Origin of the sequence: Pseudomonas sp. P1.31 (assembly GCF_001269815.1) — a bacterium.
Taxonomy (GTDB): domain Bacteria; phylum Pseudomonadota; class Gammaproteobacteria; order Pseudomonadales; family Pseudomonadaceae; genus Aquipseudomonas; species Aquipseudomonas rustica.
Genome location: NZ_LHVN01000036.1, coordinates 76686 through 90894 on the forward strand (window position 1 = coordinate 76686; position 14209 = coordinate 90894).

General features: G+C 58.2%; 16 protein-coding genes. 6 read left to right on the forward strand and 10 right to left on the reverse strand.

Annotation, left to right across the window (positions count from 1 at the left end; all coding sequences use genetic code 11):
• Positions 1-104 precede the first annotated feature (104 nt).
• Positions 105-377 carry a 30S ribosomal protein S20 gene (gene rpsT / locus AD669_RS23060; protein ID WP_003228351.1) on the forward strand — a complete coding sequence of 91 codons (273 nt, stop codon included), beginning with the start codon at positions 105-107 and terminating at the stop codon, positions 375-377.
• Positions 378-558: 181 nt separating this feature from the next.
• Here the strand turns inward: rpsT and AD669_RS23065 are convergent, their stop codons facing one another.
• The 5 genes from AD669_RS23065 to rplU all read right to left on the reverse strand — a co-directional run bounded on the left by AD669_RS23065 (position 559) and on the right by rplU (position 4316).
• On the reverse strand, positions 559-1026 hold the full coding sequence (locus AD669_RS23065) for a CreA family protein (protein ID WP_053123976.1): 468 nt from the start codon (positions 1024-1026) through the stop codon (positions 559-561).
• Positions 1027-1036: 10 nt separating this feature from the next.
• Complete coding sequence (proB, locus tag AD669_RS23070) at positions 1037-2155, reverse strand: glutamate 5-kinase (RefSeq protein ID WP_053123978.1); 1119 nt, start codon at positions 2153-2155, stop codon at positions 1037-1039.
• Between the two features lie 137 nt (positions 2156-2292).
• Entirely contained in the window at positions 2293-3516 is a 1224-nt protein-coding gene (cgtA, locus tag AD669_RS23075; RefSeq protein ID WP_053123980.1) for an Obg family GTPase CgtA, read from the reverse strand.
• A gap of 193 nt (positions 3517-3709) precedes the next feature.
• A complete protein-coding gene (gene rpmA, locus AD669_RS23080) occupies positions 3710-3967 on the reverse strand; it encodes a 50S ribosomal protein L27 (RefSeq protein ID WP_003176049.1) in 258 nt (85 codons plus the stop codon).
• Positions 3968-4001: 34 nt separating this feature from the next.
• Positions 4002-4316: a 50S ribosomal protein L21 gene (gene rplU, locus AD669_RS23085; RefSeq protein ID WP_003176051.1), complete on the reverse strand. Its 315-nt coding sequence runs from the start codon at positions 4314-4316 to the stop codon at positions 4002-4004.
• A gap of 240 nt (positions 4317-4556) precedes the next feature.
• On the opposite strand from rplU, the gene AD669_RS23090 reads away from it, so the two are divergent.
• The 3 genes from AD669_RS23090 (at position 4557) to AD669_RS23100 (ending at position 6477) form a co-directional block, all read left to right on the forward strand.
• Positions 4557-5525, forward strand: a complete 969-nt coding sequence (locus AD669_RS23090) for a polyprenyl synthetase family protein (protein WP_053123982.1) — start codon at positions 4557-4559, stop codon at positions 5523-5525.
• A 144-nt stretch (positions 5526-5669) separates the two neighbouring features.
• A complete protein-coding gene (locus AD669_RS23095) occupies positions 5670-6011 on the forward strand; it encodes a zinc ribbon domain-containing protein YjdM (protein ID WP_053123983.1) in 342 nt (113 codons plus the stop codon).
• 208 nt (positions 6012-6219) lie between these two features.
• The gene (locus tag AD669_RS23100; protein ID WP_053123985.1) at positions 6220-6477 is read left to right on the forward strand and encodes a hypothetical protein; all 258 of its coding nucleotides are present in this window, start codon (positions 6220-6222) and stop codon (positions 6475-6477) included.
• 119 nt (positions 6478-6596) lie between these two features.
• On the opposite strand, the gene AD669_RS23105 is transcribed toward AD669_RS23100, so the two are convergent.
• The 3 genes from AD669_RS23105 to AD669_RS23115 form a co-directional block, all read right to left on the reverse strand.
• On the reverse strand, positions 6597-7214 hold the full coding sequence (locus tag AD669_RS23105; protein WP_008078561.1) for an FKBP-type peptidyl-prolyl cis-trans isomerase: 618 nt from the start codon (positions 7212-7214) through the stop codon (positions 6597-6599).
• Between the two features lie 122 nt (positions 7215-7336).
• A complete protein-coding gene (locus tag AD669_RS23110) occupies positions 7337-7642 on the reverse strand; it encodes a DUF6482 family protein (protein ID WP_053123987.1) in 306 nt (101 codons plus the stop codon).
• Between the two features lie 134 nt (positions 7643-7776).
• On the reverse strand, positions 7777-8265 hold the full coding sequence (locus tag AD669_RS23115) for a TIGR00645 family protein (protein ID WP_053123989.1): 489 nt from the start codon (positions 8263-8265) through the stop codon (positions 7777-7779).
• Positions 8266-8424: 159 nt separating this feature from the next.
• Here AD669_RS23115 and AD669_RS23120 point away from each other — a divergent pair, with 159 nt between their 5' ends.
• The gene (locus AD669_RS23120; RefSeq protein WP_053123991.1) at positions 8425-10254 is read left to right on the forward strand and encodes a hypothetical protein; all 1830 of its coding nucleotides are present in this window, start codon (positions 8425-8427) and stop codon (positions 10252-10254) included.
• Between the two features lie 36 nt (positions 10255-10290).
• Here AD669_RS23120 and AD669_RS23125 read toward each other — a convergent pair whose 3' ends face one another.
• On the reverse strand, positions 10291-10605 hold the full coding sequence (locus AD669_RS23125) for a hypothetical protein (RefSeq protein ID WP_053123993.1): 315 nt from the start codon (positions 10603-10605) through the stop codon (positions 10291-10293).
• 325 nt (positions 10606-10930) lie between these two features.
• Positions 10931-13369 (reverse strand): Lon protease family protein, encoded by a 2439-nt coding sequence (locus AD669_RS23135; protein WP_053123997.1) that lies wholly within the window; start codon positions 13367-13369, stop codon positions 10931-10933.
• Positions 13370-13669: 300 nt separating this feature from the next.
• Here AD669_RS23135 and AD669_RS23140 point away from each other — a divergent pair, with 300 nt between their 5' ends.
• Complete coding sequence (locus AD669_RS23140) at positions 13670-14158, forward strand: DUF3015 domain-containing protein (RefSeq protein WP_007909797.1); 489 nt, start codon at positions 13670-13672, stop codon at positions 14156-14158.
• Positions 14159-14209: the final 51 nt, after the last annotated feature.

Sequence of the window (14209 nt, forward strand, 5' to 3'; positions counted from 1 at the left end):
TAGCGGAACGATTCAAGTGCCCTTGACAAGACTTCTCTTCATCGGCATGATTCGCGGCCTATTTTGTTTGCTATTTCCTAAAAAGTCTTTCGAGGAGCTCGACGGTGGCCAACTCACCTTCCGCCAAAAAACGTGCAAAACAGGCTGAGAAGCGTCGCAGCCACAACGCCAGCCTGCGTTCCATGGTTCGCACCTACATCAAGAATGTAGTTAAAGCCATTGACGCAAAAGACGCTGAAAAAGCTCAAGCTGCATACGTTCTGGCTGTGCCAGTTATCGACCGTATGGCCGATAAAGGCATCATCCACAAGAACAAGGCTGCTCGTCATAAGAGCCGTCTGAATGGCCACGTTAAAGCGCTGAAAGAAGCTGCTTAATCGACGTAGTCATTAAAAAACCGACCTTAGGGTCGGTTTTTTATTGCCTGTGATTTAACAAATCCAGCGCAAAAAAATGTAGGAGTGAGCCTGCTCGCGATAGCGATGTGTCAGTCGATGCAATTATTGACTGTTACACCGCTATCGCGAGCAGGCTCACTCCTACAGTTGGTTTGCGGGGTTATTGCTGGACGGGCACCCATGGCAGGATCGGGATCGCTGTAACAGCATTCTGTGGACTGCCTTCGATCAGGCGATCGCTGTAGACCAGGTACACCAGCGTATTGCGTTTCTTGTCGAGGAAACGCACCACCTGCATGGTCTTGAACACCAGCGACGTGCGCTCCTTGAACACCTCATCGCCATCCTTCAGATCGCCATTGAACTTGATCGGCCCCACCTGACGACAGGCGATCGATGCTTCCGCACGATCTTCAGCCAGACCCAAACCACCCTTCACCCCGCCCGTCTTGGCGCGCGACAGGTAGCAGGTCACGCCTTCGACCTTCGGATCATCAAACGCCTCGACCACGATCCGGTCGTTCGGGCCGACGAATTTGAACACTGTCGACACCTGACCGATTTCCTCGGCCGAGGCCAGCAATGGCATCGCCATCAGCAGGCCCAACAATCCTTTTGCTAAACGCATCGAGTTTTCCTTACACCAGGATCAGGTTGTCACGGTGAACCAGTTCTGGCTCCGCCATGTAACCGAGCAAACCGACAATCGCATCCGACGACTGACCGATGATTTTTTGTGCTTCCAGCGCGCTGTAGTTGGCCAGGCCACGGGCGATCTCACGACCGTCCGGCGCCACGCACACCACCATCTCACCGCGACGGAAGCTACCCTGCACCAGTTTCACGCCGACCGGCAGCAGGCTTTTGTTGCCTTTGGACAACGCCGACACCGCACCATCGTCCAGCACCAGGGTGCCGCGCGTTTGTAGATGGCCGGCCAGCCACTGTTTACGCGCCGCGAGCATGCCGCGCTCAGGCGACAGCAAGGTGCCGATGCGCTCGCCCGCTTTCAGGCGATCAAGCACGCGCTCGAGACGCCCGCCAACGATGATGGTGTGTGCACCGGAGCGCGCCGCCAGACGCGCCGCACGCAGCTTGGTCTGCATGCCGCCACGCCCCAACGCACCGCCGGTACCACCGGCAACCGCGTCGAGACTCGGATCATCGGCGCGCGCTTCGTAAATCAGCTGCGCATCCGGATTGTTGCGCGGATCGGCGTCGAACATGCCGTCGCGATCGGTGAGGATCACCAGCAGATCCGCTTCGACCAGGTTGGCCACCAGCGCCGCCAGCGTGTCGTTGTCGCCAAAACGGATTTCGTCAGTCACCACGGTGTCGTTTTCGTTGATCACCGGAATGACTTTCAGCTCGACCAGAGCGCGCAAGGTGCTACGGGCATTGAGGTAGCGCTTGCGGTCGGACAAGTCGTCGTGAGTCAGGAGAATTTGCGCCGTGTGCCGGCCATGCTCGGCGAAGCTTGATTCCCACGCCTGCACCAAACCCATCTGACCGATCGCGGCGGCCGCCTGGAGCTCGTGCATCGCGCTGGGTCGCGCGGTCCAGCCCAAACGGCTCATACCGGCCGCCACTGCCCCGGAGGACACCAGCACCAGCTCGACGCCCGCCTCATGCAGCGCCACCATTTGCTCAACCCAGACACTCATAGCCGCGCGATCCAGCCCTTTGCCATCTGCTGTCAGCAAAGCGCTGCCGATCTTCACGACCCAGCGCTGCGCACCTGTCACCTTGCTCCGCATCATCTTCAACCTTAGCTTGAGGGCAGCGCGACCCAGCGCCGCCCGTGACGTTATTCGTGGCTATGCCTTACCAACGATCGATTTCCAGATACTAAAACGCCGCTCGATTGAGCGGCGTTCAAGTTTATCGCAACGGATCAGTCACGCACGTAAATGATTTCCGGACCGTCTTCGTCATCTACATCTTCTTCGTCCCAATCATCGTCGCCGATGTCGTGAACCGACTTCACGCCGCTGCGACGCAGGGCACGCTTGTCGTCCAGGGCCTGCAACTGGGCGCGGGCTTCGTCTTCGATGCGCTGATCGAGGTCGGCCAGCTCTTCCTTGTAAGCCGGATCGGCAGCAAGGCGATCAGCACGATCTTCCATGTAACGCATGATGTCGTGGCACAGACGCTCGGTACCGATCTTGGCGATAGCCGAAATCACGTAAACCGGGCCAGTCCATTCCAGACGATCAACGATCTCCTTGACGCGCTCTTCGTGCTCTTCTTCAAGGATCTGGTCGCACTTGTTCAGCACCAGCCAGCGATCACGCTCGGCCAGGGACGGGCTGAACTTGATCAGCTCGTTGACGATCACTTCTGCCGCGTCAGGAGCGCTGGCATCATCCAGCGGCGCCATGTCGACGAGGTGCAGCAGCAGACGCGTACGCGCCAAGTGCTTGAGGAAGCGAATACCCAGACCGGCACCGTCGGAAGCGCCTTCGATCAGGCCCGGAATGTCCGCAACAACGAAGCTCTTCCAGCGATCGACGCTGACCACACCGAGGTTTGGCACCAGCGTGGTGAACGGGTAGTCGGCGACTTTCGGCTTGGCCGCCGATACCGAACGGATAAAAGTACTCTTACCGGCGTTCGGCAAACCCAGCAGGCCTACGTCAGCCAGTACTTTCATTTCCAGTTTCAGGTCGCGCTGCTCACCCGGCTTACCCGGCGTGGTTTGACGCGGCGCACGGTTGGTACTGGATTTGAAACGAGTGTTGCCCAGACCGTGCCAGCCGCCCTGCACAACCATCAATTTCTGACCAGCCTTGGTCAGGTCGCCGATGACTTCCTGAGTGGCGGAGTCGATCACTGTGGTGCCAACCGGCACACGCAGGATCAGGTCTTCGCCCTTCTTGCCGGTGCAGTCAGTGCTGCCACCGTTGGAACCGCGCTCGGCATCGAAGTGCCGGGTGTAACGGTAGTCGACCAGGGTGTTGAGGTTTTCGTCAGCCATCATGTAGATGGAACCGCCGTCACCGCCATCACCACCGTTCGGGCCACCGTTTTCGATGAATTTTTCCCGACGGAAACTCATGGCACCGTTGCCACCGTCACCAGCCTTTACGCGAATCGATACTTCATCAACAAACTTCATAACCAACGCCTCTCGCCGTACGGACGAGCCGAAAAACAATCAAGACATAAGACTCTTGCAAAAATGAGCGCAGCGACCCCAAAACACGACCTGCATCGCACGCCGACAGCCCATACAAACAGTTTTGCAAGAGACTCACCCCACAAACGAAAAAGCCCCGTCGCGAGACAGGGCTTTTCCAGCGATTGCGCAATTAAGCTGCGACAACGCTCACGTAACGGCGGTTGAACGCGCCCTTTACTTCAAACTTGATCACGCCTTCGATTTTCGCGAAGAGGGTGTGATCTTTACCCATGCCAACGCCGTAGCCAGCGTGGAATTGGGTGCCGCGCTGACGCACGATGATGTTGCCCGGAATGATTTTCTGGCCGCCATACATCTTAACGCCAAGGCGTTTGGCTTCTGAGTCGCGACCGTTACGGGTACTACCACCAGCTTTTTTGTGTGCCATGAGTCAATTCTCCTAGTGAGGAATTAGGCTGAAATTAAGCCTGAATACCGGTGATTTTGATCTCGGTGTACCACTGGCGGTGGCCCATACGCTTCATGTGGTGCTTACGACGACGGAACTTGATGATGCGGACTTTATCGTGACGACCTTGGGAGATCACTTCAGCCACAACGGTAGCGCCAGCAACAACTGGAGCGCCGATGTTCACGTCATCGCCATTGGCGACCAACAGAACGCGATCAAAAGTAACGGATTCGCCGGTAGCGATTTCCAGTTTTTCGATCTTCAGGTATTCACCTGGGGCGACTTTGTATTGCTTGCCACCAGTAACAATTACTGCGTACGACATGGTATTTCTCCGATAATCCTGCTCACCCAGCTCTTTATAAGAAGAGGTATTGGCTGGCATGGCTGCATAAGGCTGGAAGGCCTGATTGCAATTGCGTAAGGCAGGTGCTGCCCAGGAAGTTCAGGGTGCGCGATTGTACGCAAGCTGTTGAAGTGTTGCAAGAGGCCGTCCATCGCGCCTTGACAGGTCCGGGTGGGGGTCCTAGCATGCCGCGCAACCCTTCTGGAGCAACTGTCTCTGATGCAACCCCAAGCTTTCTACCGCGCGGTGGCGGACGATTTTAACGCCGTCGACGGCATCATCAAGAAGCAGCTGACTTCCCGAGTACCGCTGGTATCGAAAATCGGCGATTACATCACGTCGGCCGGCGGTAAACGCCTGCGTCCTTTATTAGTGTTGCTGTGTGGCAAGGCATTGGGTCGCGAAGGCGACGACATGCGTCTGCTCGCCGCCACCATCGAATTCCTGCACACCGCGACCCTGCTGCATGACGACGTTGTCGACATGTCCGGCATGCGCCGTGGCCGCTCGACCGCCAATGCCATGTGGGGCAACGCTCCGAGCGTACTGGTCGGCGACTTCCTGTATTCGCGCTCGTTCGAAATGATGGTCGAACTGGGTTCGATGCCGGTGATGAAGATCCTGTCCCAGGCCACGCGCATCATCGCTGAAGGCGAAGTGTTGCAGCTGTCCAAGGTTCGCGACGCCAGCACCACCGAAGAAACCTACATGGAAGTCATCCGCGGCAAAACCGCGATGCTTTTCGAGGCTTCGACCCACAGCGCTGCGGCGCTGGCCGGTGCCACAGCTGAGCAGAGCGAAGCCCTGCGCACTTTCGGCGATCACCTCGGTGTGGCGTTCCAACTGGTCGACGACCTGCTCGACTACAAGGGCGACGCCGAGACTCTGGGCAAGAACGTCGGTGACGATCTGGCCGAAGGCAAGCCGACCCTGCCGCTGATCTACACCATGCGCGAAGGCACGCCGGAACAGGCTGCACTGGTGCGTCAGGCGATTCAGAAAGGCGGGATCGAAGACCTGGAAAGCATCCGCATTGCCGTGGAAGCCTCCGGTTCGCTGGAATACACCGCGCAACTGGCCCGCGATTACGTGGCCCGTGCGATCAAGTGCCTCGAAGCGCTGCCAGCAAGCGAGTATCGCGATGCACTGGTTGAACTGAGTGAGTTTGCGGTCGCCCGCACGCACTGATATCGCTGTAGCAAGATCAAAAGATCGCAGCCTTCGGCAGCTCCTACAGGGGTTGCCGGGGCTGCGATTTTTGCTTTTGACTGCCTGAACAGCTAAAACCCTATACAATGTGCGACTTTTAGCGATCCCTCCCAAGGAGCCTTAGTGAGCACGTTGCCACCCTGCCCGAAATGCAATTCCGAATACACCTACGAAGACGGTACCCAACTGGTGTGCCCGGAGTGCGCCCACGAGTGGTCTGCCAGCGGCGAAGCCGAAGCAGCCTCCGATGACACCGTGAAGAAAGATTCGGTCGGCAACGTCCTGCAGGACGGCGACACCATCACTGTGATCAAGGATCTGAAGGTCAAGGGCACCTCGCTGGTGGTCAAGGTCGGCACCAAGGTCAAGAACATCCGCCTGTGCGATGGCGACCACGACATCGACTGCAAGATCGACGGCATCGGCCCGATGAAACTCAAATCCGAGTTCGTCAGAAAAGTCTGATTGCGCTGTCATCCATCCCGCGCCAGCCGTGGGATGGAGCTTCACCCTCCCCCCGCCGTACCTCAATAAATCCACGCAATAGCCAAACGCCAGCCGTTTTGACCTTACGCAATCTTTACCCGGAAAAAATCAGAATCCGCCAATAGGCGCTTGCTATTTCGATAATAAGAATTATTCTCATCAAACACCTTCAATGGAGATGAGAACCATGACTTATTTGATCGACGCCTGGCTGGATCGCCCACACCCTTACCTCAGGATCCTCCATCGGGAAACCGGCGAGGTCTGTGCGGTGCTTGAAGAGGAAGCCTTGCATGAGCTGCAGGATCAAGGGGATCTGGATGTCAGCAGCCTGAGTTCCAGCGAGCCGATGGTGCTCAAGGAACTGGTGCGCAATCTGTTCCTGTTCTGCTATGCCCGGGCGTTGCGCCCGACCCATGAACTGCATCACAAGATCGAAATATGAAACACGCCACAAACCCTGTAGGAGCAGAGCTTGCTCGCGAAAGCGGTCTTTCATTCAACATTTATGTCGATTGACCGGACGCCTTCGCGGGCAAGCCTTGCTCCTACAAGGTCACGGGATTACAGAACGTCCAGCAGCTCGACGTCGAATACCAGAACGCTGTGCGGCGGGATGCTACCAACGCCTTGCGCGCCGTAAGCCAGTTCGCTCGGCACGTACAGACGCCATTTGCTGCCGGCATTCATCAGTTGCAGGGCTTCGGTCCAGCCGGCGATCACGCCGCCAACCGGGAATTCTGCTGGCTGGCCGCGCTCGTAGGAGCTGTCGAACACAGTGCCGTCGATCAGCGTGCCGTGGTAGTGAGTACGCACCTGGTCTTCACGGGTTGGCTTGGCGCCTTCGCCCTGAGTCAGCACTTCGAATTGCAGGCCGGAAGCCAGAGTGGTGATGCCGTCACGCTTGGCGTTTTCAGCCAGGAATGCCAGACCTTCGCCAGCAGCGGCTTCAGCTTTGGCAGCCGCTTCGGCTTGCATGATTTCGCGGATAACCTTGAAGCTGGCGGACATTTCTTCCTGACCAACACGGCTTTCCTTACCGGCGAAAGCGTCGGTCAGACCGGCCAGGATTGCGTCCAGACTAACGCCCGGTGGCGGGTTGTCGCGCAGCTGGTCACCCAGCTGACGGCCGATGCCGTAGCTGACGCGGGTTTCGTCGGTGGACAGATTTACTTCGGACATGACACTGCTCCGCTGTGCGGACGGCCACAAGACTTGCCGTGCGTGCACAGCGCGTCCCGGCGCGCCCGGAACCAAAAGGGCGAGCAGACTAGCACAGATGCTTCGGCGATGGGACGCAGCGCCTACAGGGCGGAACGCCAGGCCAGCGGTACCTTCAGACTTTCCTCGCCACTGGCGCCCAGGCCACACATTTCATCATGTACCGAGGTGTGTACGAGGTTGAACGGCAGCACCGGAAAGGCATGCAGCAAATCTCGCGCATGCTCCACCGAACGCAGCGTCAGCATGTTGCCCTTGGGATCACTCAGCGGATACGCCGCGCCATGCATGCGCGCTTCGAGCAGATAAATCCCGCCCTCCATGGAGATCAGATTCAGCTCATCGACCTTCCTGGCAATGGCAAACGCATTCAACTCTTGCAGGTTCATGTGCGCACCTCTCGCGGTGGCGAATCAGGACGTCTACAGGGATATGCCCGCGCGCCCCAAAGCACAAGCCACAAACGACACCGCCCGTCTGTTTCGCAACAGACGGGCGGTGTTTTGCAGCGTTCAAAAAACGATCAGTGCTTGGTGAGCTTGTCCAGGTAACCCATGGCGAAGGCCGAGATCACGAAGGTCATGTGAATGATCACGTACCACATCAGGTGCTCGGGATCGACGTTCTTGGCGTCCATGAAGATGCGCAGCAAGTGGATCGAAGAGATCGCCACGATCGACGCCGCGACTTTCATCTTCAGCGAAGACGAGTCCATGGTGCCCAGCCAGCTGAGCTTCTCCTTGCCCTCGTCGATGTCCAGTTGCGAGACGAAGTTCTCGTACCCGGAAATCATCACCATCACCAACAGGCCGCCGACCAGCGCCATGTCGATCAGCGACAGCAGTACCAGAATCAGATCCGACTCGGCCATCGCAAACACGTTGGGCAGGATATGGACGATTTCCTGGAAGAATTTCAGTGCCAACGCGAGCAGACCGAGGGACAAGCCGATGTAGATCGGCGCCAGCAGCCAGCGCGTGGCGTACATTGCGTTTTCGATAAAGCGTTCCATTGAATCTCACACTGGGGGCTGGAAATGGCGGCGAGTATACCAGCCCGCCATGACCGCCAGAAACCGTCCTGAATCCGCCGTTTGCGCACGTATGACAAAGAATTTCTGCTAGTGTCCAAACCTATGAAAGCCCAGTGACGTTGGACAGGATGCGTGGAAATGGATGTGCGATTGCCGATAACAACTGCCGGAATTTGCTTCGCGCTGCTGATGAGCGGTTGCTCGCCCGGCGATGAGAAGCACGCGACAAGCCTTGAAGAGAAAACCGCCAAGTTCGAACAGTCACTGGACACCATCACCGATCCGAAACTCAAGGACGCCGTCAGCGAACTCGGCGGCTCATTGCTGTTGCTCCAGCGCGCAAAACAGAAACTCGACAGCAACCCGGCGAAAACCGAATACGGCGAAGACGCCCTCGGCGTGCTCAAGCACTACCCGACCCCGCAGGCATTGGTCGACACTTTTATCAACGGTCTGTTTGTGTTGCACAAGGATTCCAGCTCCGACTACCTCACCGACCTGCAACCGGTGTTCCCTTTCAACCTCAATATTCCCGGCGGCTTCCTCTTTCCTCACGGCGTGGAATGGCAGTCGGTCACGCTGAGTAACAAACGCGTCATTGGCTACCAGCCGGAATGGTCGGAAACCGATCCGGGCATTCAGCTCAGCCCTTCCAGCTCCAACGTCACCAACCCCGATGACCTGACCGTGACCTACCCGTTCATCGACGGTCTGAACGTCGACAAGAAGAGCCTGCCGCAACCGGTCAGCCTGCAAGGCAAGCTCGAAGTCATCGCGCCGCGTCGCCTGTACAGCTTCGACCTGACGCAGAAAGACGTTGGCCAGACCCGCACCAACGACAACCTCAGCGTGAAACTGCTGAAGCTTGAAAAGAATTCCGCCGAAGTCGAATTCAGCAACACCCTGCCATTGGCCCCGGAAGTGGCTGAGGCGCAGCTCAATCCGATGATCGTTCAGGCCCGCGATGCCAGCGGTCAATACCTGGTGCGTGCCGGCTCGATCAACGAGAGCCCGGAGCAAGTGGCGTTCTACGAAAAACAACTGACGAACCTGCAACAGCAGAAAGCCTGGAGCGATGCGCTGGACAAACAGCTCACCGCCGAGCAACAGGCGTTCGAGGAAAAACATCCAAAGCGCTACAACAAGGTCTACTTCAACGGCCCGATCGAAACCCTGGAAGTCAGTGTGCTGGATTTCTCTTCGGTGACCGTATCGCGTAAAGCGCTGGACTTGCCGATCCGCGCCTTCAAACAGCACACCACGGAAAAAGCCATTCAGCCGTTGGATCTGCCGGTGACGGTTTACGACGATCAGACGGTGAGCTGGCTCAAGGGCGCGAGCCTGACCGAAGAGCAATTGAAGGCCGGTGTGCGCATCCATCAATCCGTCGAAGAACCGAGCGCCGCACGCATCGAGTTCTCCCACCGCCGCACGTTCAACGATGAATTGCTCGGTGACGATTTCAACCCCGGCGAAAGCCCGGTGACGTTCTTTACCGAGAAGCACAACGGCAAACTCGACGAGCCGATCGAACTGCCGCCCGAGGCGTACCAGGTCGATCCGTTGCGCGCGACGATTACTTACGATTTGAATCTGTTTCCGGAAACCCCGGCGATTGCCGTTGGTTCGATGCCGTTGTTTCTGGCGACCGTGGCCAAGCAGGCCTACGACGAAAAATCGTTGCCCAAAGGGCTGGAGATCAAGAACAACACGCTGCTGGTGGATCTGAAATTGTTTCCGGCCAACGAATATCGCTACTTCGTGAAAGACGACAGCGGTAATTATTTGAAGGAAATCCTCTCGGTCAGCCACGACGCCAGTGCAGAAGGCCCGGCGTTAGTTGGCGTGCATTATTTTTATGGTCGCCCGACTCACGTGGAAACCTATCAGCGCACCGACCTCGCCACCGTGCAATTTGGTTTTGAGGTCAAACTCGACAGGGCGCAGACGTCCGACGCGGCGCCTTGAGGAACAGGATCAAAAGATCGCAGCCTGCGGCAGCTCCTACAGGGCGCGGCTGCGGCCTCCGTTGATCTGGCGCAGTTGGGCTTGCAGGTGCAGGCTCCAGATTTGCGGATCGTCGGCCAGTTCGTAGCCGTGCAGCGTCAGGCTCTCAACGATGGTGTCGAGAATCGACTCGGCCGCGATCGGCCCGTGAAACGGCCCCTGGGCTTTGATGGCGGAAGGTTGTTCGCCGGCCATACCGGCGGCGAAGAGTAGCGTCCACATGCCGTTATCGCCGGCCAACGGCTTGATGGCGCATTCGATGCGGGTCACGAGACCCAGGCATTGACGGGTGAGGCAGAGGTTGCGCGACATGGCGGCGACCCTCGGTGAAGCCGGTATTCAGCCCCCACGGGAGGACTGGCTCGATCCAGTGATACTGTCGATATCCTTGAGCTGAGAATAGAAGAAAAGTCCGCTGCGCAAGCCAGATAGAACCAGCAGGCGCCGAATGGTCATTGTGTGAAGTTTGACGTCAGAGTAGTGGCGAATTTCCAGAAGATCCCCACGAAAATCAATCTGGAAAAACAACTGTGGGAGCGAGCTTGCTCGCGAATGCGGAGTGTCAGGCAACTGATTCGTCGGCTGATACACCGCTTTCGCGAGCAAGCTCGCTCCCACAGGGTTCATTGCAAGCCTGTTAAGCCGGTTTTGCTTCGGCTAACGCCTCTTGGGCCAGTTCCTTTTCCGCTTCCTTGAGGTCTTCTTCGCTGATCATTTCAGCGATGTCGCGCAAGCGCTCGACCACCCGTGCATTGATGCTGCCTTCCGGAAATTCGCCGTCGGCGTTCGGCTCACCGGCCGGTTCGCCGACCAGCAGGCTCAACGCTTCATCCGCCTGACGCACCGCGTAAACGTGGAACTGCCCGGCACGCACCGCCGCCAGCACTTTCTCATCGAGCATCAACGTCGCCACGTTGGCCTGCGGAATGATCGCGCCCTGCTCGCCCGTCAGCCCGCGTGCTTCGCAGAGACGGAAGAAGCCTTCGATCTTCTCGTTGACCCCACCGACCGCCTGCACTTCACCGAACTGGTTGATCGAGCCGGTGATCGCGAAGCACTGCTTGAGCGGGGTTTTCGACAGCGCCGAAATCAGCGTGCACGCCTCGCCCAGCGACGCACTGTCGCCATCGACGTAACCGTAGGATTGCTCCAGCGCGATGCTCGCAGAAATCGCCAACGGGAATTCCTGAGCGTAACGGCTGCCCAGATACCCGGTGAGGATCATCACACCTTTGGAGTGGATCGGCTGGCCGAGATTAACCTCACGCTCAATGTCGACGATGCCGCTGCCGCCGGGGTACACCGTGGCGGAAATCCGCGCCGGCACACCGAACGCCGAGTCGCCGACTTCGAGCACGGTCAGGCCGTTGCACTTGCCGACCGCTGCACCATCGGTGTCGATCAGGATGATCCCGGCGAGCATGTCGTCGAGAATCCGCGCGGACACACGTCCAGTGCGCGTGGCTTTGGCTTTCAAGGCACGTTCGATGTGCCCCGCATCGGTCATTTCATCGCCGGCCAGATGCCGGATGAAATCCGCCTCGCTGACCAGTTGGAACAGATCGCCGATACGCGCCGACAAACGCCCTTGATGCTCGGCCAGCCGTGCGCTGTACGTTGCCAGACGCGCCACCGCGTCGGCGGTCAGCGGCGCCATGCCTTCTTCCGAGGTGCGGGTTTTCAACAGCTGGGCGAATTGCTCCAGGCTCTCGTCGACCATCGGGATGTCTTCGTCGAAGTCGACCAGAACGCGGAACATCTCCTGGAAGTCCGGATCGAGGTCTTGCAGCGTGTAATACAGCGACCGCGCACCGATGATGATGACTTTGACCTGCAACGGAATGTGCTGCGGGTTGAGCGTGACCGTGGCGAAACGGCCCATCTCGCCCAGCGGCGATTCCATTTTCAGCTTGCGCGATTGCAGGGCGCGTTTCAGCGCATCCCACACGAACGGCTCGCTGAGCATTTTTTCCGCTTCAAGAATCAGGAAACCGCCGTTGGCACGGTGCAAGGCACCCGGGCGCAACTGACGATAAGTGGTGTAGAGCGCGCCCTGATCGGTGGTGTATTCGATACGCCCGAAGAGGTTTTCGTAAGTCGGGTGCGGTTCGAATACCACCGGCGCACCGCCGCTGACTGGATGACCGACGACCAGACTCGGCGCGTATTGCTCTTCGAGCAGCTTGCGCGCCACGGCGTCGGTCTTGCTGTCGTCGACCAGTTGTTCGACCACGGTTTTCAGCAGGTACACCTGCATCGCTTGCAGGTAACCGCAGACCGCCGCGTTCTCGGCGTACTTCTCCGACAGCGGCGACAGCAACGGCTGCAGCGCCAACGTGATGGTTTCTTCGTTGAGCGAACGCAGCTGATTGTTCGACTCGCGCTTCCATTGCGGCAGGCTGGCGAGTTCTTCGTTCAGGCGTTCTTCAAGCCCGGAAATATCATCGTGAAAACGCTCGCGATCAGCTTCTGGCAATTGGGCGAATTCGGCTTCGTCCAGCGCCTTGCCGTCGAGCATCGGCGTGAAGGCGATGTTGCTGCTGTCGCGATAGAGGGCGACGTCTTTTTCCAGGGCCAGCCGCTCGATGATGTCGAGAGCTTTGTCGTAGCGCTGGTTGAAGGCGCGGTCGATGGCGCTTTTCTTTTGCTGGTAGGACGGGTGCTCGAAGACTGCTGGAAACGTCGCCAGCAGGTTGTCGATCAAACCGTTGATGTCACCGATGAACGAAGCGGCGGTGCCGGATGGCAACTCCAGTGCGCGGGGTTCGCGCGGCTCATCGAAATTGTTCACGTAGACCCAGTCCGCCGGGGTCTGCAGGCGTTTGCCTTCGGCCTTAAGGTAGCGTTTGACGAACGAGAAACGGCCGGTGCCGGGCTCGCCCATGACAAACACGTTGTAACCGGGGCGTGGCATGGCCACACCGAACTGCAAGGCTTCGACCGCGCGTTCCTGGCCGAGCACACCGCGAAAGGGCTCCAGATCATTGGTGGTAGTGAAGCTGAACTGTTCAGCGGAAAACGGACGGGTCAGCGCTTCGGGCGCAAGACGCAAGCTGGCAGCAACAGGATCAGGCATCGGGCTTCCTTAACAATCAGGCGGGGCAGATAGCCGCATTCTGGCGCTGCCCGTGCCCCACTGGCAAGGCGCGCCATGCGACAAAGCATAGACAACCGGATCTCTGCGCACCGGCTCCCCTGAAACCGGGGTTATTACCGAATCTTTTGTAAAAAATCACGGAACCGCAGGAACGTGCCTAAACTCCAAACTGCGCGGCTGGAACTAATACCGGCCCACTGGCTTCGTTTGGGTCTGTCTTGTACAGCGCTTGGGGGCCAGAACCCTGTCCATTGGTATGCACACAAAGAGAACAAAGCTATGAAACGGATTCTTCTCGGTACTCTCTTCACCGCTGTATCCATCAACGCAATGGCGCAAGCTCCAGGCGGCCCGGATTGCGGTTGGGGCAACATGCTGTTCGAAGGTCAGCGTGGCACCCCTGCTCACTTCCTCGCTTCCACCACTAACGGCACTTCCGGTAACGCTACGTTTGGTATGACTTCCGGCACCAACGGTTGCTCGACCAATGCGTCGCTGACCTACGGCGGCAAATCCTGGTTTGCCATGAATGGCATGATGAACGAGCTGTCCGAAGACATGGCCAAAGGCAACGGCGAAGCGCTGACGACTTATGCCGTGGTACTGGGCGTGGCGCCGGAAGATCGTGCGCACTTCGCTGCTGTGACTCACGAGCACTTCCAGCAGATCTTCAGCAAAGCTGACGTGACCGCTGAAGACGTGCATACCAACACCCTGGCCGTACTGAAATCGGATCCTCGTCTGGCCAAGTACGCAACGCAGGCTTAAGCTCGACCCCGCCCGCTTCCTTCGGGGAGCGGGTTTTATTTTTTATGCAGT